Annotated in this window: 22 protein-coding genes and 2 pseudogenes; 9 read left to right on the plus strand and 15 right to left on the minus strand. The window is 60.0% G+C overall.

From position 1 onward, the window contains the following. Positions 1-52: 52 nt before the first annotated feature. From L4G42_RS11255 to L4G42_RS11275, 5 genes are all read left to right on the plus strand, one after another. On the plus strand, positions 53-481 hold the full coding sequence (locus L4G42_RS11255) for a DNA polymerase III subunit chi (protein ID WP_237250696.1): 429 nt from the start codon (positions 53-55) through the stop codon (positions 479-481). Positions 482-488: 7 nt separating this feature from the next. After that, the gene (locus L4G42_RS11260) at positions 489-929 is read left to right on the plus strand and encodes a DNA polymerase III subunit chi (RefSeq protein WP_237250695.1); all 441 of its coding nucleotides are present in this window, start codon (positions 489-491) and stop codon (positions 927-929) included. Between the two features lie 175 nt (positions 930-1,104). Further along, complete coding sequence (locus L4G42_RS11265; protein ID WP_237250694.1) at positions 1,105-3,951, plus strand: valine--tRNA ligase; 2,847 nt, start codon at positions 1,105-1,107, stop codon at positions 3,949-3,951. Between the two features lie 204 nt (positions 3,952-4,155). After that, complete coding sequence (rlmF, locus tag L4G42_RS11270) at positions 4,156-5,184, plus strand: 23S rRNA (adenine(1618)-N(6))-methyltransferase RlmF (protein WP_237250693.1); 1,029 nt, start codon at positions 4,156-4,158, stop codon at positions 5,182-5,184. Between the two features lie 96 nt (positions 5,185-5,280). Next, entirely contained in the window at positions 5,281-6,615 is a 1,335-nt protein-coding gene (locus L4G42_RS11275; RefSeq protein WP_237260814.1) for a DUF2599 domain-containing protein, read from the plus strand. Between the two features lie 67 nt (positions 6,616-6,682). Here the strand turns inward: L4G42_RS11275 and L4G42_RS11280 are convergent, their stop codons facing one another. After that, on the minus strand, positions 6,683-6,964 hold the full coding sequence (locus L4G42_RS11280; protein ID WP_037014905.1) for an HU family DNA-binding protein: 282 nt from the start codon (positions 6,962-6,964) through the stop codon (positions 6,683-6,685). Positions 6,965-7,318: 354 nt separating this feature from the next. Here L4G42_RS11280 and yejK point away from each other — a divergent pair, with 354 nt between their 5' ends. Both yejK and L4G42_RS11290 read left to right on the plus strand, forming a co-directional pair. After that, on the plus strand, positions 7,319-8,320 hold the full coding sequence (gene yejK, locus L4G42_RS11285; RefSeq protein ID WP_237250691.1) for a nucleoid-associated protein YejK: 1,002 nt from the start codon (positions 7,319-7,321) through the stop codon (positions 8,318-8,320). Positions 8,321-8,345: 25 nt separating this feature from the next. Then, entirely contained in the window at positions 8,346-8,696 is a 351-nt protein-coding gene (locus L4G42_RS11290; RefSeq protein WP_237250690.1) for a glutaredoxin family protein, read from the plus strand. A gap of 24 nt (positions 8,697-8,720) precedes the next feature. Here L4G42_RS11290 and L4G42_RS11295 read toward each other — a convergent pair whose 3' ends face one another. The 9 genes from L4G42_RS11295 to L4G42_RS11335 all read right to left on the minus strand — a co-directional run bounded on the left by L4G42_RS11295 (position 8,721) and on the right by L4G42_RS11335 (position 17,974). Next, complete coding sequence (locus L4G42_RS11295) at positions 8,721-9,935, minus strand: DUF2599 domain-containing protein (protein WP_237259588.1); 1,215 nt, start codon at positions 9,933-9,935, stop codon at positions 8,721-8,723. A gap of 279 nt (positions 9,936-10,214) precedes the next feature. Continuing rightward, positions 10,215-11,147 (minus strand): glutathione S-transferase family protein, encoded by a 933-nt coding sequence (locus L4G42_RS11300; RefSeq protein WP_237250687.1) that lies wholly within the window; start codon positions 11,145-11,147, stop codon positions 10,215-10,217. Between the two features lie 64 nt (positions 11,148-11,211). After that, positions 11,212-11,538, minus strand: a complete 327-nt coding sequence (locus L4G42_RS11305; protein WP_237250686.1) for a GIY-YIG nuclease family protein — start codon at positions 11,536-11,538, stop codon at positions 11,212-11,214. A 45-nt stretch (positions 11,539-11,583) separates the two neighbouring features. Next, on the minus strand, positions 11,584-12,069 hold the full coding sequence (locus tag L4G42_RS11310; protein WP_237250685.1) for a nuclear transport factor 2 family protein: 486 nt from the start codon (positions 12,067-12,069) through the stop codon (positions 11,584-11,586). A gap of 89 nt (positions 12,070-12,158) precedes the next feature. After that, positions 12,159-13,466: a CynX/NimT family MFS transporter gene (locus L4G42_RS11315; protein WP_237250684.1), complete on the minus strand. Its 1,308-nt coding sequence runs from the start codon at positions 13,464-13,466 to the stop codon at positions 12,159-12,161. Positions 13,467-13,812: 346 nt separating this feature from the next. Further along, positions 13,813-14,577, minus strand: coding sequence for an amino acid ABC transporter ATP-binding protein (locus tag L4G42_RS11320; protein ID WP_037014923.1), 765 nt, complete (start codon positions 14,575-14,577; stop codon positions 13,813-13,815). Between the two features lie 10 nt (positions 14,578-14,587). Further along, on the minus strand, positions 14,588-15,685 hold the full coding sequence (locus tag L4G42_RS11325; protein ID WP_237250683.1) for an amino acid ABC transporter permease: 1,098 nt from the start codon (positions 15,683-15,685) through the stop codon (positions 14,588-14,590). A gap of 10 nt (positions 15,686-15,695) precedes the next feature. After that, entirely contained in the window at positions 15,696-16,877 is a 1,182-nt protein-coding gene (locus L4G42_RS11330; protein WP_237250682.1) for an amino acid ABC transporter permease, read from the minus strand. 65 nt (positions 16,878-16,942) lie between these two features. Further along, positions 16,943-17,974 carry an amino acid ABC transporter substrate-binding protein gene (locus L4G42_RS11335; protein ID WP_237250681.1) on the minus strand — a complete coding sequence of 344 codons (1,032 nt, stop codon included), beginning with the start codon at positions 17,972-17,974 and terminating at the stop codon, positions 16,943-16,945. Positions 17,975-18,463: 489 nt separating this feature from the next. Here L4G42_RS11335 and L4G42_RS11340 point away from each other — a divergent pair, with 489 nt between their 5' ends. Next, entirely contained in the window at positions 18,464-19,120 is a 657-nt protein-coding gene (locus L4G42_RS11340) for an alpha/beta hydrolase (RefSeq protein ID WP_237250680.1), read from the plus strand. 300 nt (positions 19,121-19,420) lie between these two features. Further along, positions 19,421-20,701: pseudogene (gene rhlB / locus L4G42_RS11345) on the plus strand (ATP-dependent RNA helicase RhlB); the annotation flags it as partial. A 118-nt stretch (positions 20,702-20,819) separates the two neighbouring features. On the opposite strand, the gene moaE reads toward rhlB, so the two are convergent. The 5 genes and pseudogenes from moaE to L4G42_RS11370 all read right to left on the minus strand — a co-directional run. Further along, a complete protein-coding gene (gene moaE / locus L4G42_RS11350) occupies positions 20,820-21,269 on the minus strand; it encodes a molybdopterin synthase catalytic subunit MoaE (RefSeq protein WP_237259591.1) in 450 nt (149 codons plus the stop codon). 1 nt (position 21,270) lies between these two features. Continuing rightward, entirely contained in the window at positions 21,271-21,522 is a 252-nt protein-coding gene (locus tag L4G42_RS11355) for a MoaD/ThiS family protein (protein WP_272903959.1), read from the minus strand. Further along, positions 21,519-22,004 (minus strand): cyclic pyranopterin monophosphate synthase MoaC, encoded by a 486-nt coding sequence (gene moaC / locus L4G42_RS11360; RefSeq protein ID WP_237250677.1) that lies wholly within the window; start codon positions 22,002-22,004, stop codon positions 21,519-21,521. Before moaC ends, L4G42_RS11355 begins: the two co-directional genes overlap by 4 nt. A gap of 154 nt (positions 22,005-22,158) precedes the next feature. After that, complete coding sequence (locus L4G42_RS11365; protein WP_237250676.1) at positions 22,159-23,553, minus strand: PhoH family protein; 1,395 nt, start codon at positions 23,551-23,553, stop codon at positions 22,159-22,161. Between the two features lie 409 nt (positions 23,554-23,962). Beyond that, positions 23,963-25,123, minus strand: a pseudogene (locus L4G42_RS11370) (polysaccharide deacetylase family protein); the annotation flags it as partial. Between the last annotated feature and the right edge of the window lie 38 nt (positions 25,124-25,161).

The following is a 25,161-nucleotide window of genomic DNA, read 5'->3' on the forward strand; positions in this document are numbered from 1 at the left end:
CTGCATACGCGCCGGCCTCCCGGTCGGCGCGTTCAGCGTTCTGGAATCACCCATGACCCAAGTCGATTTCTACATTCTGCCGAGTGCCGACCCCGTCGCGCGCCTGGACTTCGCCTGCAAACTCACCGACAAAGCCTGGCGCCTCGGCCATCGGGTGTACCTGCATTGCAGCGATGCCGAGCAACGCGAGGAACTGGACGCCCGACTGTGGCGCTTCCGGGGCGAAGCTTTCGTTCCCCATGGCTCGGTCGAAGACGATCAGGACGCTCCCGTGGCGCTGGGTATCGGCAGCGACCCCGGCCAACATCAGGATCTGCTGGTCAATCTCGACCTGCGCATCCCGGAATTCTTCAAACGATTCGCGCGTGTCGCCGAGATCGTTGTCGAGGACCCAGCCATCCGCCTAGCGGCGCGCGAGAGTTTTCGCTTCTACCGCGAACAGGGCTATCCTCTGCAAGATCACCGGCTGCAGCGTCTTTGAGCACACGATGGATAATTCAAAACACCTGAAAGATTCAGCGCACCTGCTGGATGACCTCGAGTCCATTCGCCAACTGTTGGGCGATGATCCGGCCCAGCCTCCCCTGCTGACCGAGTCCGTGCACAGCGACGAGCAGATTCCGCTGCTGTTTGACGTGGTCACCGGCCAGGTCGTGACGCTCGATGAACACGAAGCCCACCTCAACGACATTCCCCTGCTAACGCCCGAGCCCCCGGCGGCTATTAAACCTCCGGCGCCAGCTGGTAACGCTTCGAGCGCCAAGGCCCCGAACGCTGATGCGCTGCTGCACCTGGACGCCGAGCTCCGTGCCGCTGCGCAATTGATCATGCAAGACGTGATCGACGACTTCGCCCCGCACATCGAGAACGAGATCAAACGCCGCCTGGATGCGCGGATGGAACGGCTGCTGAGTCAATACAACAGCTGAACCCGTCCTCTTTCCCGACCCGGCATCGCGGACAAGCGCAGTCCTACAGATGCCCGCGACGATTCCGGGCATCACCGCTCATAGCCGCCGACCTCCCGCTTGTAGCTTGACGCCGCCTTGAAAAGCTATACTCGTCGGCTTTTCCGACTCAAAGCAGATCAGGTTCCCGCCTCGCATGGACAAGACCTACCAGCCGCACGCCATCGAAACTTCCTGGTACCAGACCTGGGAGTCCGAAAACTATTTCGCTCCGCAAGGCGCGGGCGACTCGTACACCATCATGATTCCGCCGCCGAACGTCACCGGCAGCCTGCACATGGGCCACGGTTTCAATAACGCGATCATGGACGCCTTGATCCGCTTCCGCCGCATGCAGGGTCGCAACACCCTATGGCAGCCGGGCACCGACCACGCCGGTATCGCCACGCAGATGCTGGTGGAACGTCAGCTCGAAGCCCAGGGCCTGAGCCGTCACGATCTGGGTCGCGACAAATTTCTCGAAAAAATCTGGGAATGGAAGGATCAGTCCGGCGGCAACATCAGCCGTCAGATCCGTCGCCTGGGCTCGTCGGTCGACTGGAGCCGCGAGCGCTTCACGATGGACGACGGTTTGTCCGAAGCCGTTAAAGAAGCGTTCGTACGTCTGCACGAAGACGGCCTGATCTACCGTGGCAAACGTCTGGTCAACTGGGACACCAAGCTGCACACCGCGATCTCCGACCTCGAAGTGGAAAACCACGACGAGAAGGGGCATCTGTGGAACCTGCGCTACCCATTGGCCGATGGCGCAAAGACCGCTGAAGGTCTGGACCATCTGATCGTCGCCACGACCCGCCCGGAAACCATGCTCGGCGACGCGGCTGTTGCCGTGAACCCGAACGACGAGCGCTACAAGGCGCTGATCGGCAAGTTCGTCGAGCTGCCGCTGGTAGGCCGTCGCATCCCGATCATTGCGGACGACTACTGCGACCCTGAATTCGGCACCGGCTGCGTGAAGATTACCCCGGCCCACGACTTCAACGACTACGACGTCGGCAAGCGCCACAACCTGCCACTCCTGAACATCTTCGACAAGAACGCTGCCGTGCTGCCCGCTGCGCAAGTGTTCAACCTCGACGGCACGCTGAACGATACTGTCGATGGCACTCTCCCTGCCGAGTACGCCGGCCTGGACCGCTTCGAGGCGCGCAAGCAGATCGTGGCCGCGTTCGACGCCGCCGGCCTGTTGGTCAGCGTTGACGACCACGCCTTGAAAGTGCCGAAGGGCGACCGCTCCGGGACCATCATCGAGCCGTGGCTGACGGATCAGTGGTACGTGTCGACCAAGCCGCTGGCCGAACCCGCCATTGCCGCCGTTGAAGACGGACGCATCGCCTTCGTGCCCAAGCAATACGAGAACATGTACTTCTCGTGGATGCGCGACATTCAGGACTGGTGCATCAGCCGTCAGCTCTGGTGGGGCCACCGCATTCCGGCCTGGTACGACGAGTCGGGCAAGGTTTACGTCGGCCGCGATGAAGCCGAAGTCCGCGCCAAGCACAACCTGGGTCCTGACGTTGCCCTGCAGCAGGACAACGACGTGCTCGACACGTGGTTCAGTTCCGGCCTGTGGACGTTCTCCACCCTTGGCTGGCCTGAGCAGACCGATTTCCTGAAAACTTTCCACCCGACCGACGTGCTGGTTACCGGCTTCGACATCATTTTCTTCTGGGTTGCCCGGATGATCATGCTCACCATGCATCTGGTGAAGAACGAAGACGGCACCGCGCAAGTGCCGTTCAAGATCGTGTATGTCCACGGACTTGTACGCGATGGTCAGGGCCAGAAAATGTCCAAGTCCAAGGGCAACGTCCTTGATCCCCTGGACATCATCGACGGCATCGAGCTTGAAGCCCTGGTGCAGAAACGCACCTCCGGCATGATGCAGCCCAAGCTGGCCAAGAAGATCGAAAAGCAGACCCGCGACGAGTTCGCGGACGGCATCGCCAGCTACGGCACCGATGCCCTGCGCTTCACCTTCTGCTCGCTGGCGTCTACCGGTCGTGACATCAAGTTCGACATGGGTCGCGTCGAAGGCTATCGCAACTTCTGCAACAAGATCTGGAACGCTGCGCGTTACGTGCTCGACAAGGGCGAAGACTGCGGTCAGAACGGCGAAGCGTTCGAGCTTTCGCTGCCGGATCGCTGGATCATTTCGCAGCTGCAACGTACTGAAGCCGAAGTGACCCGTCAGCTGGATCAGTTCCGTTTCGACCTCGCGGCGCAGGCGCTGTACGAGTTCATCTGGAACCAGTATTGCGACTGGTACCTGGAGCTGTCCAAGCCGGTTCTGTGGGACGAGACGGCGCCGATCGAGCGTCAGCGTGGCACCCGTCGTACGCTGGTTCGTGTGCTGGAAGTCGCATTGCGTCTGGCGCATCCGTTCATGCCATTCATCACCGAAGAAATCTGGCAGCGCCTCGCGCCGCTGGCCGGCGTTGAAGGCAAGACCATCATGCTGCAACCGTGGCCAGTCGCGAATGATGCGCGCATCGACGTCGCAGCCGAAGGCGACATCGAGTGGCTCAAGAGTCTGATGCTCGGCGTGCGCAACATCCGTGGCGAAATGAACATCGGCCCGGGCAAGCCGCTGCAGTTGTTCCTCAAGAACGTCAGCGCCGAAGACCAGCGCCGCCTGAACGAGAACGAGCACCTGCTGAAAAAGCTGGCCAAGCTTGAATCGTTCACCGTGCTGGAAGCCGGCGCCGAAGCACCACTGTCCGCGACCGCTCTGGTCGGTGAGATGGAAGTGCTGGTGCCGATGGCCGGCCTGATCGACAAGGACGCCGAACTGGCGCGTCTGGACAAGGAAATCCAGCGTTTGCAGGGCGAAGTGCAGCGGGTCGGCGGCAAGCTGTCCAATGCCGCGTTCGTCGACAAGGCGCCGCCTGATGTGATCGCCAAGGAACGCGCGAAGATGGCCGAAGCCGAACAGGCGCTGGGCAAACTGGCCGAGCAGCACGCGCGGATCGCGAGTTTGTAAGTATCATCTTCCAGATGAAATGCCCTGCCAGCCTGCAACCGGGCTGGCAGTCGCAACGAAATCCTTGTAGGAGCGCGCTTGCCCGCGATGAGGCCAGCCCAGACGCCATCAGTCCATCGTAGGGACTGCGGCGTTCAATCCGATGTCATCGCGGGCAAGCGCGCTCCTACAGGGGTGCGGTGTCTGTCACCTGAATTGATACCCATGACAAACCCACTGCACACCAAACCTGCGCGCAAGAAAGCCAAACCTGTTCAACAGGCCAAGCCTGCCGCGCCGCGTGAGAAAGCCACCCTGCACCCGCGCAACCGCCATCAGGGTCATTACGATTTTCCCCGCTTGATCAAAAGCAGCCCCGAACTGGGCAAGTTTGTGATCCTGAATCCCTATGGCAAGGAAAGCATCGACTTCGCCAATCCGGCCGCTGTGCGGGTGTTCAACCGCGCATTGCTTAAAGCTTTCTACGGCATTGCACACTGGGATATTCCGGCGGACTACCTCTGCCCGCCGATCCCGGGGCGCGCGGACTACCTGCACTTTCTGGCTGACCTGCTGGCGGAACGCAACGACGGGGTTATCCCGCGCGGAGCGTCTGTCACAGCGCTGGACATTGGCACGGGCGCCAACTGCATCTATCCGCTGATCGGTCAGGGCGAATACGGCTGGTCGTTCCTGGGCTCGGACATCGACAAGATTGCCCTTGCGTCGGCGACGACCATCGTCAAAGCCAACGGCTTGAGCAAGAGCATCAGCTTTCGGGAGCAGACCCATCAAAAGCACATCCTGACCCACTTGATGCATCCCGATGAGCGCTTCGACATCAGCGTATGCAACCCGCCCTTCCACGCCTCGGCTGAGGAAGCATTAAGCGGGAGCCAGCGCAAATGGCGAGCCCTCGGCAAGGCAGACCCCAAACGCAAGTTGCCGGTGCTGAATTTCGGCGGTCAAGCTGCGGAGCTGTGGTGCGAAGGTGGCGAGGCGCGCTTTGTGACGCAGTTGATCAGTGAAAGTGCGCAAGTGGCGACGCAGGTGTTGTGGTTCAGCACGCTGGTGTCCAAGGCGTCGAACCTGCCGCTGATTCAAAGCGCGCTGAAAAAAGCCGGGGCCATTGAAAGCCATACGGTGGAGATGGGCCAGGGTCAGAAACAGAGCCGCTTCGTCGCCTGGACCTTTCAGGACAGACCTCGTCAGCACGCTTGGCGGGAACAGCGCTGGACCGCGCGCAAGCCCTGAGTCCCAAATGGTAGTGTCATTTCTACCAGTAGACGGCAAACATCCTCGTTCATAAGCTGAATCCTCGTCGCGTGCCCCAGCACAAGGAGGTCAGCCATGCGCGCTTTAGCCTGCGTTATCTGCGTGTTGATGGTCTGGAACTGCCCGTCGTGGGCAGTTGAATTGAAAAAAAACCTTGATCCGGTCGAGACTGTCAGGCGCATCAACGCCAGTTACAACCGGATCGACAACCACTGCACAGAGCCGGACACCGGCGCCGCCCGGGGCCATTACTACTGCAGCGGCATCACGTTGCGGATGGTCAATGACGGCAACTTCAATCCTTGGGATTACAGTCCCTACGCCCTGCAAACCGGGGCAACGTCCTACACCTGGATACGCCGGGACCTGAGCACAACAGTGCTTGTTCACCCCGCTGGCTTCATCCTCAGGACGCCAACGGACGGGCTCGCGCTGCAGCTCCCGGTCAAGCAGGAGGGCTGGGCCTGTATCTACACCTTCGATGGTTACACCGGACCGGATCGCAAGTGGTACGGCTGCGGCCCCTTCAACGACAGCACGTTCGTTCCCCCTTCCCAACCCACTACGGCGAACAAGAACGCTGAATGGGCCTACGGCACCTGCGCCGATCAGAACGTCAACACGGCCGATCAGTGGAAACAGAAATACCAGGGCGGCGCCCGACAACCGATTCAGACGACACAGTGCTCGTGGAACGCCGAAGTGCCTGCGCAGTGGGACGCGATGATCCAGGCCCATGAAGCCAGAGTGACCACCACCAACGCCGACCCTTATTCGCGCAAGGACTTCTTCAACGAATTCATGCTCAAGAATGCCGCCGGCGGCAGCGACATCATGGATGACATCGATGCGTTTATTTACCAGGGCAAGAATACGTTCAACTACCCCGTCCGAGGCGACAACGGTAAAGCGGCGGTACAGCAGGACGGCTTGGCCAACGCGCGCAGCTTTCAACGCAAACTCTATGATCAGGGCTACGCGGTGCCCATTCTGAATATCGATTTCACCCGGCCGCCAGGGCAACGCTTCACTTACAGCGCCGCCGATCAAAGGGTGTCGCTGAACCTCAACCACAACGTGACCGCGAAATACATCGCATGGAGCAACTGGGAGCAGCGCCTGGACCCAGGCACGGGTAAAACGGAGTGGACGCTGAATGTCGTGCTGACTGAGCTTGGCAAAAAAGTGCAGGCGAGTCAGCAGCAAGACGTTTATCAGGAGCTGTACGACTTGCGTGGTTCGGACCTGCAGTGGCGCAATGAAGAAAGAGACTTAGGCAGCATGAAGCAGCAAATCGCCTGCATCGTGCGCAACTATCCACAACGCGCTGACTGGAACCTGGAACCCTTCCGCCCGGTGGTGTCAGAGGCAGCGGCGAAAGCGGCCGGGTGCAACCCCTTCAAGAAATAGCGGGCACAAAAAAACCGTGTCCGGATTGCTCCGTCACACGGTTTCCTCATCCAAGCAGCGTTTTCGCTTACTTGTTGACCGAGTCAGTCAGCACCTTGGCTGGTACGAACTTGACTACTTTCTTGGCGGCGATTTCGATGGCTGCGCCAGTCGAAGGGTTGCGGCCGGTGCGTGCTGGACGCTCGGTGACCTTCAGTTTGCCGATGCCTGGCAGAGTGATTTCACTACCGTTTTCCAGTTGGTCAGCGACGATTTGACCCAATTGGTCGAGAGCGTTGCGCGCGGTGGTTTTCGGCGCGTCGATTGCTTCTGCGATATCGGCGATCAATTGGTCTTTAGTCAGAGCCATGGTGGTGTTCCTTCCCTATCAAATTCGAATGGTTTGCAGAGTGTGGTACAGACGCGAAATGTAGATACTGTAAACGGCCTTTGGTTCGGCCGAACGCCCACAAACTGCACGCCTGGCGCGCTTGGGCGCTCAGGACCGGGCAAAACTAGCACAGCGCAACGCAAATATCCGCCCCTACCTACCCATTTGGTCAGCTTTATCGCCCGAGAGGCGTAAAAAAGTCATATTAATGGGCCCAGGTCAGCGTTTTCGGCCCTTCCAGAGCGTTCCGGGGCCCGTCTGCGGTACACTTGCCGACCTTCGCACGGGCCTGGTCTGGTCCCGTTCAGTTCCACTTCAGCAGCCGAGAAATCCATGCCGATCCGCCACGCCATCGTCCACCTGATCGACAAAAAACCCGACGGCACGCCCGCCGTGCTCCACGCCCGGGACTCGGAACTCGCCGAGTCGCAGGCCATCGAGAACATGCTGGCGGACCTCAACGAAAGTTATAACGCCAAACAGGGCAAGGCCTGGGGTCTGTTCCATGCCGAGTCCGGCGCGCACCCGTTCAGTGGCTGGCTGAAGGAATATCTCGATCAGGGCAAGGATTTCACCCAGTTCAGCCGCATCGCGGTCGAGCATCTGCAGAAGCTGATGGAAGAGTCGAACCTGTCGGTCGGCGGTCACGTACTGTTTGCGCACTACCAGCAGGGCATGACCGAATACCTGGCGATCGCCCTGCTGCACCACAGTGAAGGCGTGGCGGTGAACGAAGCGCTGGACGTTACGCCGTCCCGGCATCTGGACCTGGGCCAGCTGCACCTTGCGGCTCGCATCAACATTTCCGAGTGGCAGAACAACAAGGCGTCCAAGCAGTACATCTCGTTCATCAAGGGCAAGAACGGCAAGAAGGTTTCCGAGTACTTCCGCGACTTCATCGGCTGCCAGGAAGGCGTCGACGGACCGGGCGAGACCCGCACCCTGCTCAAGGCCTTCAGTGATTTCGTCGAGAGCGAAGACCTGCCGGAAGAATCGACCCGCGAGAAGACCAAGGCGCTGGTCGACTACGCCAGCAGCCAGAGTAAAATGGGCGAGCCCATCGCCCTGGAAGCGCTGTCCGGCCTGATCGACGAGGACCGCCCGCGCGCCTTCTACGATCACATCCGCAACAAGGATTACGGCTTGTCGCCCGAGATTCCTGCGGATAAGCGCACGCTGAGTCAGTTCCGCCGTTTCACCGGCCGCGCCGAAGGTCTGTCGATCAGCTTTGAAGCGCACCTGCTGGGCGACAAAATCGAGTACGACGAAGAGAAAGGCACGCTGATCATCAAAGGTCTGCCCACTCAGTTGACCGATCAGCTTAAACGCCGCTGAGCCCTGCCGAGGAGCCGAGACCCGAATGTTCGTTCGTACGCTGAAGAAGTTCTTGCTCATCATGCTGGTGGTGGTCGTGTACCAGAACTGGGGCAAGATCGAAAACCTGGTTCACCCCTCCTCAGCTTTATCGGAACACGCGCAGGCCAACGCGAAGGTGACGTTGTACGCCACCGACTGGTGCGGCTACTGCAAACAGACACGGCGGTTTCTCGACAGCAAAGGCATCCCTTACACCGAATTCGATATCGAAAAGGACGCTGCAGGGCGCAAAGCGTATGAGGCGCTCGGCGGTCGCGGTATTCCTCTGATCGACGTGAACGGCACGCTGATCAGAGGCTTCAGCGAAGAGCAGATTCTCGCTGCGCTGAAGTAACACCGAACGCTTGGCTGGCCGGGGTCAAACCGGATTGCAACCCGCCGCCTCGGCCTTCTCTTCAGAGAGATCGGGGCGGAACGGCTCCAGATTGAATTCACTTTTATTGCGCGCGATGTTGAAGTGGCACACCAACTGACGGCGCATGCCACCGCCGTCATTTTGTTTCCACTGAAAATCGTTTTTGTACTTGCGGACCAATTCGGCATACACCGCGTCAGAGCCTGAAGAGCCCGTTTGCTTCTTGCCCCATTCGGTCAGCACGACCGACAGTGACCACTCTTCGTCTCCCGTGCCCGGGTCAGGGCGTAACTCCCACGTGGCGGACTGGATATAGCGATTGATGGTCTTGCCCGATTCAGAGACGGCCTGATCATCGGCGTCACAGGAAAAAGTTGCGTCTTTAGAGGGGGAATCCGGAAGTGTCATTGCGATAATCGGCACCCAGACACCGGTTTGTGAGTAATAGCGTTGCTGATCAAACCGGGCATCGTCTTTGCCGCCCCCAGGTTCGGGCAAATAGAAAAAGGCCTGAATCGGCAAGTTCTTATCAGGCGTTTCAGCACTCCAGGTGTCCAGCCTGAGTTCATTCTGCTTATTGAAAGACGTCTTTCCCATCTCGCGCATGGCGCTCAAACTTGCATTGAAGTTGTCGGTTGCGTGCCGGTCCAGCGGATCGCGCACATCAAAACCGCACTCGTTGCGGTTATCGCCCTTGGTCTGCGTCTTGTACTGTTCTGCCCATTGGCGACCGGTCTCGATCTTTTGCGAAAAGCATTCAGCGCCTTTGCCTGGCGCGGTCGCCACCGGCGAGGTGCCGCAGCCTTTATCGATCCGCGAGTCAGTGCCGCCGTCCATCGGGAACGTACACAGCACGTTGTAGGGGGTCTTGTCCGTCGGCAGACCCTGGATGGGAAAGAGCACGTAGCCATTGTTTTCATAGCGGACGAGCCGGGAAAACTTGGCGTCCTTGCGCAGGTAGGAGAACGACGTACCGCCGCTTTTGACCGAGGCCGGGCTCGGATCCCAAGAGTTGTAGTCATCCGACGGAATGGTAGCCCTGAATATAACGCCGTTGCACAGAAACGCAGGTGACGAGGCTTTGCCGCAGTTTTCCCTTGTATCGTTATATTGACGTCTCAGCGCGTTGGCCGTATCAGCACAACTGGCCCCATAAACATCAGCGCATTGCAGTGCAATAACCAGTAGCGGTACCCCGAACGTTTTTGCGTTGGCCATGACGTACTCTCCTGTCCCTGGAAATAAACCGTCCGATGTCACAGAGCATTTGAAGATAACGGCGGCACCCGGGGGCACCGACGTTTTCCTTGACCGGACAACTTTTATTCAAGATGAAACAAGAGAGTAAGCCGCGTGGCTTTTTTAACAACTGTCACAACTGACAGTAGCGACGACTGTGCATTAATACATCAGATTGATGCGCAATTAAAACAAAGCGCTTATTCGGCGCCGCGATAAAGCCCGGCGTTGCACCGGGCTTATCTTCACATCAGATACTCAAACCGCCTTGATTTGAAAACCGAAGCGCGGGAAGTGCACATGCACGGTGCCCGCGCGGTCGTCTTCGCGGCCCAGGATGATCTCTTCGCGCCCGCTGAACACCAGCTCCCCCGCCACCGCGTCAACGCCGTAATCCACCGCAGACACCGTGACCTGCTGGCCGACGGTAAAACCATTCGGGTCGGTGAAATCTTCGTCAGGCACCGGCGCCGGGGTAGCAGCACGCGCGATTTCAACGGCGTCGCCCGAACTCAATTCGCTTGGTGCTCCATGGCCAAAAGCAATAACCCGCTCGTACCAGCTCAGCACCGCCTGATAGGCATCAACCAGCGGGGAGGTGACAGGCGTTTGTTTGAGGAACCACAAGGTGTGAGCCACCGAGAAATCAGCAATCGAGGGCGAGCCCAAGAGGAAATCACCGTTGCGCTCAAGCTGAGTTTCCAGCCGCGCCATCAGCGTCGGCCATTGATGCTGAGCCACTTCCAGTGGCAAGCGATTGGCGCTGCCGCCATTGAACAACGTGGCGCGGTCGGCAACGAATGCCTTCACGGCCTCAGGCGGGACTTTGGCAAAACGCGCAGCCATGGAAGCAGGTTGAAATACCAGACTGACAGCGTGCAGAAACAGCACCGAATCCGCCCACGCCGCCAGGCTTGCCGAAGTGAACTCCTGACCTTCGGGGTAAAAGGTTGGCGAAGACTTTTCCTGCTCCAGGCGCCGGGCGATCAACGCGGTGTCGCAGTAGATGTCCGCGCCCACTTGCAGAACGGGGGTTTTGCGATAGCCACCGGTGAGGGGCATGAGGTCGGGCTTTGGCATGATCGACGGGATGTTGACCGAGCGCCACGACAGGCCTTTGAAGCCCAGCATCAGCCGGGCTTTTTCGGCGAACAGTGACATTGGATAGTGATGAAGAATCAACTCAGACATGCTTCGGGCCATCCGCAGGGGGAAAGCCCCAGCTTAGCCTCCTGCGCCCTCACGGCATACCCGCTCAGGCTGATGGCGCGGCATCACTCGGCTGGATGTAGCTGGATGCCAGGCATTCCTTGGCGCTTTTGCGCAGTTTTTTGATCAGGCGTTCCTGACGCAGGGCATCCCCCTTGTCGCGACAGACTTCGACATACACCAGCGCCAACGCCGGGCTCGAACTGAAAAAACGCGCGCCTTTGCCGCTCTGATGCTGAGCAAAGCGGCGCTGCGGATCGTTGCTGATGCCGCAGTACAACGCGCCATTGGCCGCGCGCACCAGATACACGAACCAGGATTTGACCGGCGTGGCTTCGGGCACGGTTGCGGTGGCGATTTCGGCTTCAGACATGCAGGACCGTGGCGCATTAGGGGGGGAGCGGATTCTATCAAAGCGTCAGCGATTGGCCTGAAAAGCCTTCAGCCCTTTCTGGCCCTGTGCACGGATGGCGTTTTGCACAAACGGCGCCCACCCCATTAAAGCGCCCCGTGCACCGAGCGCCTGACGCGACCAGCGCCATAGATCGAAGTGGTCGTGATGCTCGCAGATCTTGCCGTCCCGAAAAACAAACCGCGCCTGGATGTCGTTGACCACCGTGCGACCGGTCTGGCTGAACAGGTAGGTCGCGACCCAGTGCGCAGCGCCGGTCGTGGCATCCGCACGGACGTGATCGAAAACCACCGAAAAGTCACGGGCGCGGGAGGTCAGCATGCGCCACATGTCGCCGGCATCCCGCCCGCGCAGCTCGCCAAACACTGGATCACTGAACAGCACGTCTTCGCTGTAACAGGCGGCCATCGTTTCGGCGTCCAGACGGCTGAATGCCTCGTAAAAGCGTGTGATCAACGCGCTGTTATGCTCGCTCGAAAAGGTCTCACTCATAGGAACGCCGTCCATGGAAATAGGGTGCCTGCACGATAAGCGGCCGCACGGCGTTTTGCCATGAGCATTCGCAGGGGAAATACCGTCCCTCAGACTTTCTCGCTGGTGACACCCACGTAAAGCGCGCGCCCGGCGCCAAGGCCGGCAATGATCGCGGCGACGCCGATGATGCCGAAGATCCAGCCCACCGAGTCCCAGTTGCCGGTCCAGTCATGCACGACGCCCACCGCAAATGGGCCGAGTGACGCCAGGGTGTAGCCGAAGCCCTGGGCCATGCTCGACAGATTGGCGGCGACGTGAGAGTCGCGCGAGCGCAACACGATCAGCGTCAGTGCCAGGCTGAACGTGCCGCCCTGCCCCACGCCGAGCACCACGGCCCAGCCCCACAACTGCTCAAGCGGCGCATACAGACAGCCGAACAGACCGGCCAGTGTCAGCAGCATCACCAGCACAATGGCGATGCGCTGATCCTTGCCACGCGTGGCCAGCCACGGCGCGGTCAGCGAGCTGATCAGTTGCACCATGATCGAACCGGACAGCAGCAGCCCGGCTTCAGTGGCAGTCAGTCCGCGCCCGATGAGGATCGACGGCAGCCAGCCGAACACGATGTAGGCCAGCGACGATTGCAGGCCCATATAAAGGGTGACTTGCCAGGCCAGAGGATCGCGGCGCAAGCCACGCACCCTGTAGGCCACCTGATGCTGGCCGTGGCGCTGGCGCGTCTGCGGCCACCAGAAGATTGCGGCGAGAATCGCCGGCACGATCCAGAATCCAAGCCCCAGTGTCCAGTCACTGCCGTTGCCGTTACCCAGCGCTTCGCTCAACGGAACCGTGGAGCCCGCCGCGACAGCAGCGCCCAGGCACAGCGCCATGGTGTAGACGCCCGTCATGGCGCCGGCCTGCTTGGCGAAGTCGCGCTTGACGATGCCGGGCAGCAATACCCCGATGATGCCGATGCTGGCGCCGGCCATGACGCTGCCGGCGAACAGACCGAACTCGCCCAACGAGCTTCGCAGAATGATGCCGCAGGCCAGCGTCAGCAGAATGCCCAGCACCACCCGCTCGCTGCCGAACCGCCGCGCAAGGATCGGCGCAAGCGGCGCAAACAGCCCCAGACACAATACTGGCAGCGTGGTCAGCAACCCGGCCGTGGCCGCAGAAAGCCCCAGACTTCGTGACACTTCGCTCAACAACGGCGCCATGCTCGACAACGCCGGACGCAGGTTCAGCGCCACCAACACCAGGCCCAACAACAGGAACCACGGACGCTTGAGCACGGGATGTTGCTGCTGCACTTGCGCGTCATCGGCTTCTGCATCGATCAGCAGCTCGTCGATGTCGTGGTAATTCGAAGCATTGGAACGGGGACTGCTCGCCGTCGGCGCCTTGGTCGTCATGGGATTCTCGTGGGGGCAGGAGGATGTAACAGCGCATTGCGCAAAGAAGGCATCCTGTTCGAGAACAGCACGGAACACAAGTTTTGGGACGGATTGGGTACAGTCTCAAGACCCGCAGATGTGCTTCTGCCCGGAGCACGTTGGAGCGCACGTACGCAATGCTGTAGGAGCGCGCTTGCCCGCGAAGATTTAGGTACATCCGACCTCTCGTCATCGCCTGACAGATTTTTCGCGGGCAAGCGCGCTCCTACAGGTATGTGTGCGTAAGTGCGCTCCCGCAGGGCGATCAGCAGGCATAAAAAACCCGGACCTGAGCCCGGGTTTCTCACGCTGCCACTTCAACCGATCAATGCAGGATCTGGCTGAGGAACAGGCGCGTGCGATCACTCTGCGGGTTGTCAAAGAAGTCGTTCGGCGCGGCTTGTTCGACGATTTCACCTTTGTCCATGAAGATCACGCGGTTGGCTACGGTGCGGGCGAAGCCCATTTCGTGGGTCACGCAGAGCATGGTCATGCCTTCTTCCGCCAAGCCAACCATGGTGTCGAGCACCTCTTTCACCATTTCCGGGTCGAGGGCCGAGGTCGGCTCGTCGAACAGCATGATCTTCGGCTTCATGCACAGCGCGCGGGCGATCGCCACCCGCTGTTGCTGACCACCGGACAGCTGGCCCGGGTACTTGTGAGCCTGTTCCGGAATGCGCACGCGCTCCAGATAGTGCATGGCGATTTCTTCGGCCTTGCGCTTGGGCATCTTGCGCACCCACATCGGCGCCAGCGTGCAGTTCTGCAGGATGGTCAAGTGCGGGAACAGGTTGAAGTGCTGGAACACCATGCCGACTTCGCGACGAATCGTCTCGATCTGCTTCAGGTCCGACGTCAGCTCGGTGCCATCGACCACGATGCGACCCTGCTGGTGTTCTTCCAGACGGTTGAGGCAGCGAATGGTGGTCGACTTGCCGGAGCCCGAGGGGCCGCACAGAACGATACGCTCGCCCTGACGCACGTTCAGGTTGATGTCTTTCAACACGTGGAACTGGCCGTACCACTTGTGTACGCCTTCCATCCGGATCATGCCTTCGGCGCCCAGAGGCTTACTGATAGCTTCACTCATCACAAAACTCCTAACGCTTGTGGCCTGTGTCCAACTTACGCTCCAAATGCATGGAGTAGCGGGACATGCCGAAACAGAAGATCCAGAACACCAGGGCCGCGAACACGTAACCCTCGGTCGCCATGCCGAGCCACTTGGGGTCGGCGGCAGCTTGTTTGACGCTGTTGAGCAGGTCGAACAGGCCGATGATGATCACAAGGCTGGTGTCCTTGAACAACGCAATCACGGTGTTGACCAGGCCGGGAATGACCATCTTCAGGGCCTGCGGCAGAATCACCAGCCCCATGCGGCGCCAGTAGCCGAGGCCCATGGCCGCAGCCGCCTCGTACTGACCCTTCGGAATGGCCTGCATGCCGCCGCGAACCACCTCGGCCACGTACGCCGACTGGAACAGAATCACACCGATCAGCGCGCGCAGGAGTTTGTCGAAGTTCATGCCTTCAGGCAGGAACAACGGCAGCATCACCGACGACATAAACAGCACGGTGATCAGTGGGACGCCTCGCCAGAACTCGATGAACGTCACGCACATCACGCGAATGGCCGGCATTTCGGAGCGACGCCCCAAAGCCAGCACCACGCCTAGCGGCAACGCGCCAGCAATACCCACCGTGGCGATGACCAAAGTCAGCATCAAGCCGCCCCACTGACTGGTGGCGACCTGATCCAGGCCGAACACGCCCCCATGCAGCAGGAAGTAGGCAACGATTGGGTAAATGAACAGGAACGACAGGCCGTAGATCGCCTTGCGCGGCATCACCTTGATGAACAGCGGCGCGACGCCGATGATCGCCAGCCAGACGGTCAGATCAACCCTCCAGCGCAGTGCCTGTGGGTAGTAGCCGTACATGAACTGGCCGAAGCGCTGTTCGATGAACACCCAGCAGGCGCCAGCCTTGGTGCAGTCCTGGCGCGTGGTGCCGACCCAGTTGGCATCGAAGATGGCCCAACTCAGCAGCGGTGGAACAACCAGCCAGATCAGGTAGATCGCGAACAGGGTCAACAGCGTGTTGATCCAGCTCGAGAACAGGTTCTGGCGCATCCATGCCACCGGGCCGAACACTTTGCTCGGCGGTGGCATGTCGGGTTTGAAAGTATGGGATGTCATGCGCGTTTCCTCACCGCTCGATCAGCGCAATGCGCTTGTTGTACCAGTTCATCAGCAGGGAAATGCTGATACTGATCGCCAGGTACACGCTCATGGTGATGGCAATGACTTCGATGGCCTGGCCGGTCTGGTTGAGCACGGTACCGGCGAACAGAGAAACCATTTCCGGGTAACCGATACCGGCAGCCAGCGACGAGTTCTTCGCCAGGTTCAGGTATTGGCTGGTCAATGGCGGAATGATCACCCGCAGCGCCTGCGGAATGATGACCTTGCGCAACGTCGGCCCGGGACGCAGGCCCAGCGAGCGTGCCGCTTCGGTCTGGCCATGGCTCACCGACTTGATGCCCGAGCGCACGATTTCGGCGATGAAGGCTGCCGTATACACCGTCAGGGCGAGGGTCAGTGCGAGCAGTTCCGGGATCAACACCCAGCCGCCAACAAAGTTAAAGCCTTTCAGCTCAGGCACTTCCCAATGCACCGGCGCACCGAAGACCAGCGCGCAGAGCGCCGGGATCACAATGAACAGCGCAAGGCCTGCCCAGAACTTGTGGAACGGTACACCCGTGGCTTCGAAGCGCTTGTTCGCCCAGCGCGTCATGGACACGATGGCAACAATGGCCAGCACCACGCTGATGACAAACGGCCACGCCGCATCGGTGGCAATCGCGGCAGGCATGTTCAAGCCACGGCTGCTGACGAAGAACGACCCGAGAAACCCGTGGGCAGCCCTTGGACCCGGCAGGGTCAGGAACACCGCGAAGTACCAGAACAGTATCTGCAGCAGCGGCGGAATGTTACGGAAGACTTCAACGTAAACCGTCGCCAGCTTGTTGATGATCCAGTTGTTGGACAGACGCGCGACGCCGACGATGAAGCCCAGCAGAGTCGCAAGGATCACGCCGATGAACGTCACCAGCAGCGTGTTGAGCAAACCGATCAGGAAAACCCGCGCGTAGGTGTCCGACTCCGTGAACGGAATCAGGTGCTGCGCGATGCCGAAACCGGCACTGTTTTCAAGGAAACCGAAACCTGAGGTGATACCCCGGTGTTGCAGGTTGGTCTGGGTGTTATCGAACAGATACCAACCCATCGCGACTACGGCGACAACCGTAATTATCTGAAATAGCCACGCACGCACTTTAGGGTCGCTGAGGCTGAGCCTCTGCTTTGGTGCGCTGATTTGATTTTGCATGGAGTGCCCCGGAAGAAATGCAACAAAGCGCCCGGCTGCGATTCACGCAGCCGGGCGCAGGTCAATCAACGCACAGGTGGTGCGTATTGAATGCCGCCAGCGTTCCACAGAGCGTTCTGACCGCGAGCGATCTCCAGAGGAGTGGCTGCGCCCAGGTTCTTCTCGAAGATTTCGCCGTAGTTACCGACTTGCTTGACGATCTGCACGACCCAGTCTTTCTTCAGCTTCAGCTGCGGACCGTAATCGCCGTCGGCACCCAGCAAGCGGGCCACGTCAGGGTTCTTGGTGGATTTGGCTTCGGCTTCAACGTTTTTCGACGTGACGCCAGCTTCTTCCGCGTTCAGCAGCGCGTAACCGACCCAGCGAACAACGGTGGTCCAATCTTCATCGCCACGGGCGACAACAGGGCCCAACGGTTCTTTGGAGATGGTTTCAGGCAGAACGACGTAATCCTTCGGCGAGGCCAGCTTGGAGCGCTGTGCGTAGAGCTGGGATTTGTCGGAGGTCAGTACGTCGCAACGACCGGATTCCAGCGACTTGGCGCTTTCGTCGGAGGTGTCGAACGTGATCGGGGTGTACTTGAGGTTGTTGGCGCGGAAGTAGTCCGACACGTTCAGCTCAGTGGTGGTACCGGCTTGAATACAGATTGTAGCGCCGTCCAGTTCCTTGGCACTTTTCACGCCCAGCTTGCTGTTGGCCAGGAAGCCAACGCCGTCGTAATAAGTGACGAAGCCCGGGAACACCAGACCCATGCTCGCGTCGCGGGAGCTGGTCCAGGTGGTGTTACGCGACAGGATGTCGATTTCGCCGGACTGCAGCGCGGTGAAGCGTTCTTTGGCGTTCAGCTGGCTGAACTTGACCTTGGTCGCGTCGCCAAAAATCGCAGCAGCGACGGCGCGGCAGAAGTCGGCGTCGATGCCCTGGATCTTGCCGCTTGCGTCCGGAACCGAGAAGCCTGGCAGACCGTCGCTGACGCCGCACTGAATAAAGCCCTTCTTCTGAATGGCGTCCAGCTTGGCACCCGCTTGAGCGAACCCGGTCAGACCGAGCGCTGCAGCGGCGGCCACTACAGCCAGGGTGGATTTCAACATCTTCATTCAAACCTCCAGTTTGCTCTTTGTTGTGTAGGAGCCTTAGCCCCGTCGCACCCTTGTGAGGCATTCATGACCCGCGTTGGCTTGTTTTTGGGTCATGCGACGTTGAACCCGTTTACCGCCACCGACGCCAGGCATCTGGTCATCGCGTGTTCGGCATGTTGCGAGTCCAGCAGACTGAAGCCCCATGATGTCCTTGAACCCCGAGGTTCAAAGCGAATCGTGCCGGGAATCCTGCTCGATGATTCCATGCTGCCTCTGACGCAACACTGGGCTGTCTGCTTGATAGCCTATTAGTGTTACCGCCCGAGGTGATCGCCTTCACTCCGCGGGTTGTGTAGCAAAGCTCGTACCACCATGCTGGCAATGTCGAATTAGCGACAGGTCAAGATCAAAACTTGTAACCTTGCGACATGATGAATCCCACGTTGACGGCCCAACGCACCGCCTTAAAGCGCTGCGCCGACGGCACTGCACACTAATGGAGCACACATGACTGAACCGCTGATCATCGACCCGGAACTGGCAGTCGACGCCTGCGTGATCTGGCTGCACGGCCTGGGGGCTGATCGCTACGATTTCCTGCCGGTGGCCGAGATGCTGCAGAAGACGCTGAAGACCACGCGGTTCATTCTGCCGCAGGCGCCGACCCGGGCGGTCACCATCAACGGTGGCTACGCGATGCCCAGCTGGTATGACATCAAGGCCATGAGCCCGGCCCGCGCCATCGACAGCGGCGAGCTGGAAGGCTCGGCGCAAGACGTCATCAAGCTGATCGAACAGCAACGCGACAGCGGCATCGACCCGGCCCGAATCTTCCTGGCAGGATTTTCCCAGGGCGGCGCGGTGGTGTTGCACACCGCCTTCCTGCGCTGGGAAGGCCCCCTCGGCGGCGTGCTCGCGCTGTCCACTTACGCACCGACTTTCAGCGACGAAATGAGCCTGTCCGCCAGCCAGCAACGCATCCCGGCCTATTGCTTGCACGGCAGCAATGACCCGGTGGTTCTGCATGCCATGGGGCGAGCGGCTTACGAGCATTTGAAGGCCCAGGGCGTCACCGTGACATGGCAGGAATACTCAATGGAGCACCAAGTGTTACCGCAGGAAATTTCCGACATAGGTGTCTGGCTCGCGGATAAGCTTCGCTAGTCCACTCATTTGATCCTTCCAATTACGTTGCGGATTTGCTAGGACACTACGCCGCGCCGGGTTCTTGCTTTACACTCCCCGGCGTACATTCCTAAATCAATCGATGAGATCACCGTGCTCAAAGCACTTAAAAAGATGTTCGGAAAAAGCGAGGCTGAGCCGCTCGCGCCTGCTGCTCCCCTCCCCGTCCCCCAGCGCCAGACCGAAAGCGTCTCGCGGGAACCGTCAGCAGCAGAAGTGCACGTGCCTGCGCCCGAGCATTTGGCAGCCACCGCACCGGCCGTTACATCGCCCGTCAGGGCTGAACGCCCGCGCCGAGAACGTGCGCCAAAGCCCGTCGTCATTCCCTGGAACCTCGAAGACTTCGCCGTCGAGCCCCTGGAAGGCAAAACCCGTTTTCACGATTTTCCCCTCGCCCCCGAATTGATGCATGCCATCCAGGACCTGGGCTTCCCGTACTGCACGCCGATCCAGGCTGGCGTTCTGGGTTACACCCTCAAAGGCCGAGATGCCATCGGCCGCGCCCAGACCGGCACCGGCAAGACCGCCGCCTTCCTGATTTCCATCATTACCCAGCTGACCCAGACGCCTCCCCCGAAAGAGCGCTACATGGGTGAACCCCGCGCGCTGATCATTGCGCCGACCCGCGAGCTGGTGGTGCAGATCGCCAAGGACGCCGAGGCGCTGACCAAGTACACCGACCTCAACGTGATGACGTTCGTGGGGGGCATGGATTTCGACAAGCAGCTCAAGCACCTCGAAGCACGCCACTGCGACATTCTGGTCGCGACACCAGGCCGCCTGCTGGACTTCGCCCAGCGCGGCGACGTGCACCTGGACATGGTTGAAGTCATGGTGTTGGACGAAGCCGACCGCATGCTCGACATGGGCTTCATTCCTCAAGTTCGCTCGATCATTCGCCAGACTCCCCACAAGGGCGAGCGCCAGACGCTGCTGTTCTCCGCCACCTTCACCGAAGACGTGATGAACCTGGCCAAGCAGTGGACGACAGATCCTGCGATTGTCGAGATCGAATCGCTGAACGTCGCCAGCGACACCGTCGAGCAGCACATCTATGCCGTGGCCGGCGCCGACAAGTACAAGCTGTTGTTCAACCTGATCAATGATCACGGTTGGGAGCGGGTGATGGTCTTCGCCAACCGCAAGGACGAAGTGCGGCGTATTGAAGAGCGCCTGGTGCGTGACGGCATCAATGCCGCGCAGCTCTCAGGCGACGTGCCACAGCACAAGCGCATCAAGACGCTGGAAGGCTTTCGCGAAGGCAAGATTCGCGTGCTGGTGGCCACCGACGTGGCGGGGCGCGGGATCCACATCGACGGCATCAGTCACGTGATCAACTTCACGCTGCCGGAAGTCCCGGACGACTACGTGCACCGCATCGGCCGCACCGGTCGTGCAGGCGCAGACGGCGTGTCGATCAGCTTCGCCGGTGAAGACGATTCGTATCAGCTGCCGTCGATCGAAGAGAAGCTGGGCCGCAAGATCAGCTGCGAAACGCCGCCGACCGTGTTGTTACGGCCGGTGGTGCGCGTGCAGCGGGCGATTCCTGCGGCGGAATGATGGCTATTTGTAGGAGCGCGCTTGCCCGCGAACGTGGTGGGTCAATTGGCCCGCCTGTCACAGACATAGCGCAATTCGCGGGCAAGCGCGCTCCTACAGTTACGTGCGTTTAGCCCTCCTATTTCCAGCGATCCGCAGCCTTGTGGTCGCTGTCGCGCCCTTCAACCCAGCGCGGGCCTTCTGAGGTGTTTTCCTTCTTCCAGAACGGCGCTCGGGTTTTCAGATAATCCATAACGAAATCGCAGGCCTCGAACGCGGCCTGGCGATGGGCGCTGGCTGCCGCGACGAACACAATCGGCTCGCCCGGCGCCAACTCGCCCACCCGGTGAATCACTTCCAGCTTGAGCAGCGGCCAGCGCTGTTGCGCTTCGTCGACGATGTTGAGCAGCGCTTTCTCGGTCATTCCGGGGTAGTGCTCGAGGAACATCCCCGCCACTTCACGGCCGTCGTTGAAATCCCGTACGTAGCCCACAAAGCTGACCACCGCACCCACGCCGACGTTGGCGTCGTGCATGGCGTTGACTTCCGCGCCTGGATCGAACGCGGCGGCTTGCACTCGCACGCTCATATCAGCCTCCGGTGACGGTGGGAAAGAACGCCACTTCATCGCCCGGCTCAACGGGCGTGTCCAGGGAGCACAGCTCCTGATTACGGGCGCACATGATGCCTTTCTCGCTCAGCACTTCCCACACACCGCCGCGCTCCAGCAAATGCTGGCGCACGGCGTCGACGGTGGCGAACACGCCTTCGAGGTTCTCGCTCTCGGTGCCGAGGGTTTCGCGAAAACGCGCGAAGAACTGGACTTGCACGTGAATGGTCATTGGGCGCTCACCTGGTCGTCGGCGATGAAGTGTCCGCTCTTGCCACCGAGTTTTTCGAGCAGCCGCACGTGCTCGATGGTCATGCCGCGGTCCACCGCCTTGCACATGTCGTAGATCGTCAGGGCGGCGATGCTGGCGGCGGTCAACGCTTCCATTTCCACCCCGGTCTGGCCGGAGAGTTTGCAGCGAGCAACGATGTGCACGGTGTCAGGACTTTCGGCGGTGAGTTCGACCTTCACGCCCGTAAGCATCAACGGATGACACAGGGGAATCAGATCGCTGGTTTTCTTCGCGGCTTGAATGCCCGCAATGCGCGCGACGGCAAATACGTCCCCTTTGGGATGCCCGCCTGCGACGATCATTTGCAGGGTTTCGGGCAGCATGCGCACGCGCGCTTCGGCCGCGGCTTCACGGAACGTCACGTCTTTTTCAGTGACGTCGACCATGTGGGCGCGACCTTGGGAATCGAGATGAGTGAGCACGGGATGACTCCTGAACAGGAGCGGGGATTGTAACGCCGATGCGACCCGAACTGTAGGAGCGCGCTTTCCCGCGAACGCGTTGTGTCAGTCAACATCTCTATGACTGATCTGACGCATTCGCGGGCAAGCGCGCTCCTGCAGATTCAAAACCGTTTTACAAATGGCTCTCCGCGTATTCAGCCAGGATCGAGCGTGGGACACCTTGCAGACTGATGTGTACGCCGTTGGGGAAATCCTTGAAGCGCTCCGTCAGGTAGGTCAGCCCCGAACTGGTGGCCGACAGATAAGGGGTATCGATCTGCGCAAGGTTGCCCAGGCAGACCACTTTGGAACCGGCGCCGGCACGGGTGATGATGGTTTTCATCTGGTGCGGCGTGAGGTTCTGGCATTCATCGATCAGGATCAGGCTCTGCTGGAAGCTTCGGCCCCGAATGTAGTTGAGGGATTTGAACTGCAGCGGCACCTTGCTCAGGATGTAATCGACGCTGCCATGGGTGTTTTCGTCATCCATGTGCAACGCTTCCAGGTTGTCGGTGATCGCGCCAAGCCATGGCTCCATCTTTTCCGCTTCGGTGCCGGGCAGAAAGCCGATCTCCTGGTCGAGCCCCTGCACGCTACGGGTGGCGATGATGCGCCGATAACGCTTGCTGACCATGGTCTGCTCGATGGCAGCGGCCAAGGCGAGAATGGTCTTGCCCGAACCGGCCGCGCCGGACAGGTTGACCAGATGAATATCCGGATCGAGCAGCGCGAACAGCGCCAGCCCCTGATAGATGTCACGCGGCTTCAGCCCCCACGCTTCCTGGTGCAGCAGCGGTTCTTGATGCATGTCCAGCAACAGCAACTCATCAGGTTTGACGCCTTTGACCCAACCCACGAAGCCTTGCTCATCAATGATGAATTCGTTGATGTGCACAGACGGAATCTGCTCGATCATCTGCACTTTGTGCCAGGTACGGCCGTGATCCTGACGGGTGTCGACTTTGCTCACCCGGTCCCAGAAAGAGCCGGTCATGTTGTGGTAACCGCGGGACAGCATCGACACGTCGTCGACCAGTTGGTCGGTGCTGTAATCCTCGGCCTCGATGCCGCAGGCCCGCGCTTTGAGGCGCATATTGATGTCTTTGGTGACCAGTACGATACGCGTGTCCTTTTTCCGCGCATGCAGGTCGATCAACTGGTTGATGATGATGTTGTCATTGAGGTTGTCGGGCAGCAGACGGTTGGGCTCTTGCCGCTTGTTCATGAGGATGGACAGATAACCTTTGAAAACGCCTGTACCGCGATCGATCGGTACGCCTTTTTCGACCTCCTCCGGGGTCGCTTCGCCGAGTGTCTTGTCAATCAACCGGATCGCCTGCCGACATTCAGCAGCCACCGAGTGCTTGCCCGCCTTGAGCTTGTCCAGTTCTTCCAGGACCGTCATGGGGAGTGCAACGTGATGTTCTTCGAAATTCAGAAGCGCGTTTGGATCATGGATCAATACGTTGGTATCGAGCACGTAGAGGATTGGCTGGTTAGAGGAAGGGGTGCGTCCGTGGTCATCCATACTCGCTCACCTTTGTAGTAGCCAAGTGACGCAACACACAGCGATGCTGCGCCACGAAAAGGCCGCCGAGGCTTTCCCCTTGAGGCAGGAGAAAATTGCGCAAAGTGGGGTCTGGAATGACGCCACCTGTGTTGCAGGGTTCGGCGGTCTGTTGTCGTAATACCGCAAAACCGATGACATAAAAACGCGTTTCGGCGCTTTTTGAAGTTTATTTTTCAGGGGGCGAAATAGCCCTTGGCGGATGGGTCAGCCGCGTTTAAAGTCGGAAGTCCGGTCCGGGACAAATCCTCAGAAATTTCCGAAATACCCCCCCTCGCTATTCCTTTTGTTTCGCTGGCGGTGCCGTCTGATTGACCGCTGCACCCGGCTGATCGACCGGCTCTTCGGCGGCGTCATTGTCCGGCGTGTCAGCCTCCTCATCCGGCACATCTTCTTCGTCCGCCAACTGCTGCGGATAGATATGACAGTCCTCCCACATCACCCCGCTTTGCGCGGTATTGGCCATCAGCCATGGCACCGCCTGCTGAGGCTTGTCCGTGCTGTCATGGAACACCACATTGCCGCGCCGCCAGAGCAGCATCAGCGTGAGCACCCGGTTGGCAGCCTGCTCGGCGCTGATGCGTCCGGTGCCGTCCTGGGAATCGATGTTCCACAGCGAGACACGCAGCTGCTGATCACGGAAGAACGGCGCGCTGTCGGCACGACGATGCCCGTAAGGCGGGCGGAACAGCGGCACGAAATTGTCCGGCAGCACCTGCTGCACCAGCGCGGCCGTACGCTCGATGGAGTCTTGCCAGTCGCGCCAGTGGGCATGGGACCTGAACTCCCAGCCTTGCAGGCCGACGCATTGCTGCCGGTAGACGTTTTGCAGCGCTTGCGGCGAAGTGCTGTCGAGACGACTCTGCAGGCTTTTGCCCAGGACGAAGAACGTCGCGGTGATCTTCTGTTGGCGCATGAAGTCAGCCAGCCAGTCCGTGGCCCCATCAGCGACGGTCGGACCGCTCTCGAAGTTGAGCAGGAAGGTCCGGTCCGGCATTTCCTCGCCGCTGAGTTCGTCGGAGTTGTAGCGCTCGATCTCGCTGCTGGTCTGCGGGAACAAGGCGGCCATGCGCAACAGTTCGTTGAGATAACGCTGGTTGAAGGCATCGGCCGGCGCTGCCCACTGCGCATAGAAGGAATCATCGGCCACTTTGTATTCGGCGGCGCGCTGGCGCAGCATGGGCACATCGTCAACCAGCACACAGAACGAGGCGTCGGCGTCACAGGTTTTTTCAGCGAATGTCCAGTTCTCGAACAGGCGCGTCCATAACCGTGTGCGGATGAGGTTCACCGTCGGCAGATTGATCTGGCGCAGGCCCAGGCGCGCCCCAAGCTGGGCGTCACTGAGGTTTTCGCTTTCCAGCAACTGATGGGCGAAGCTGAGAATTTGCGCGCGAGACGCGACGTCGAACAGCTGCGGCGTTTCCAGAGCCTCCGGCCAGACTGCGCGATCCAGCATCGCAATTTCGCCCGTGGCCGCCTGTGCGTTGAGCCCCAGCAAACAGGCTCCGATCAATAACAGCATGCGCAACACGACGTGCTCCCAATCCTTGATAAAGAGGCCGAAAA

Origin of the sequence: Pseudomonas petrae (assembly GCF_021728295.1) — a bacterium.
Classification (GTDB): Bacteria; Pseudomonadota; Gammaproteobacteria; order Pseudomonadales; family Pseudomonadaceae; genus Aquipseudomonas; species Aquipseudomonas petrae.

Excerpts from the sequence above, each read along its gene's own strand:
- L4G42_RS11255 (WP_237250696.1), top strand. The coding sequence starts at position 53 with ATGACCCAAGTCGATTTCTACATTCTGCCGAGTGCCGACCCCGTCGCG.
- L4G42_RS11260 (WP_237250695.1), top strand. The coding sequence starts at position 489 with ATGGATAATTCAAAACACCTGAAAGATTCAGCGCACCTGCTGGATGAC.
- L4G42_RS11265 (WP_237250694.1), top strand. The coding sequence starts at position 1,105 with ATGGACAAGACCTACCAGCCGCACGCCATCGAAACTTCCTGGTACCAG.
- rlmF (WP_237250693.1), top strand. The coding sequence starts at position 4,156 with ATGACAAACCCACTGCACACCAAACCTGCGCGCAAGAAAGCCAAACCT.
- L4G42_RS11275 (WP_237260814.1), top strand. The coding sequence starts at position 5,281 with ATGCGCGCTTTAGCCTGCGTTATCTGCGTGTTGATGGTCTGGAACTGC.
- L4G42_RS11280 (WP_037014905.1), bottom strand. The coding sequence starts at position 6,964 with ATGGCTCTGACTAAAGACCAATTGATCGCCGATATCGCAGAAGCAATC.
- yejK (WP_237250691.1), top strand. The coding sequence starts at position 7,319 with ATGCCGATCCGCCACGCCATCGTCCACCTGATCGACAAAAAACCCGAC.
- L4G42_RS11290 (WP_237250690.1), top strand. The coding sequence starts at position 8,346 with ATGTTCGTTCGTACGCTGAAGAAGTTCTTGCTCATCATGCTGGTGGTG.
- L4G42_RS11295 (WP_237259588.1), bottom strand. The coding sequence starts at position 9,935 with ATGGCCAACGCAAAAACGTTCGGGGTACCGCTACTGGTTATTGCACTG.
- L4G42_RS11300 (WP_237250687.1), bottom strand. The coding sequence starts at position 11,147 with ATGTCTGAGTTGATTCTTCATCACTATCCAATGTCACTGTTCGCCGAA.
- L4G42_RS11305 (WP_237250686.1), bottom strand. The coding sequence starts at position 11,538 with ATGTCTGAAGCCGAAATCGCCACCGCAACCGTGCCCGAAGCCACGCCG.
- L4G42_RS11310 (WP_237250685.1), bottom strand. The coding sequence starts at position 12,069 with ATGAGTGAGACCTTTTCGAGCGAGCATAACAGCGCGTTGATCACACGC.
- L4G42_RS11315 (WP_237250684.1), bottom strand. The coding sequence starts at position 13,466 with ATGACGACCAAGGCGCCGACGGCGAGCAGTCCCCGTTCCAATGCTTCG.
- L4G42_RS11320 (WP_037014923.1), bottom strand. The coding sequence starts at position 14,577 with ATGAGTGAAGCTATCAGTAAGCCTCTGGGCGCCGAAGGCATGATCCGG.
- L4G42_RS11325 (WP_237250683.1), bottom strand. The coding sequence starts at position 15,685 with ATGACATCCCATACTTTCAAACCCGACATGCCACCGCCGAGCAAAGTG.
- L4G42_RS11330 (WP_237250682.1), bottom strand. The coding sequence starts at position 16,877 with ATGCAAAATCAAATCAGCGCACCAAAGCAGAGGCTCAGCCTCAGCGAC.
- L4G42_RS11335 (WP_237250681.1), bottom strand. The coding sequence starts at position 17,974 with ATGAAGATGTTGAAATCCACCCTGGCTGTAGTGGCCGCCGCTGCAGCG.
- L4G42_RS11340 (WP_237250680.1), top strand. The coding sequence starts at position 18,464 with ATGACTGAACCGCTGATCATCGACCCGGAACTGGCAGTCGACGCCTGC.
- moaE (WP_237259591.1), bottom strand. The coding sequence starts at position 21,269 with ATGAGCGTGCGAGTGCAAGCCGCCGCGTTCGATCCAGGCGCGGAAGTC.
- L4G42_RS11355 (WP_272903959.1), bottom strand. The coding sequence starts at position 21,522 with ATGACCATTCACGTGCAAGTCCAGTTCTTCGCGCGTTTTCGCGAAACC.
- L4G42_RS11365 (WP_237250676.1), bottom strand. The coding sequence starts at position 23,553 with ATGGATGACCACGGACGCACCCCTTCCTCTAACCAGCCAATCCTCTAC.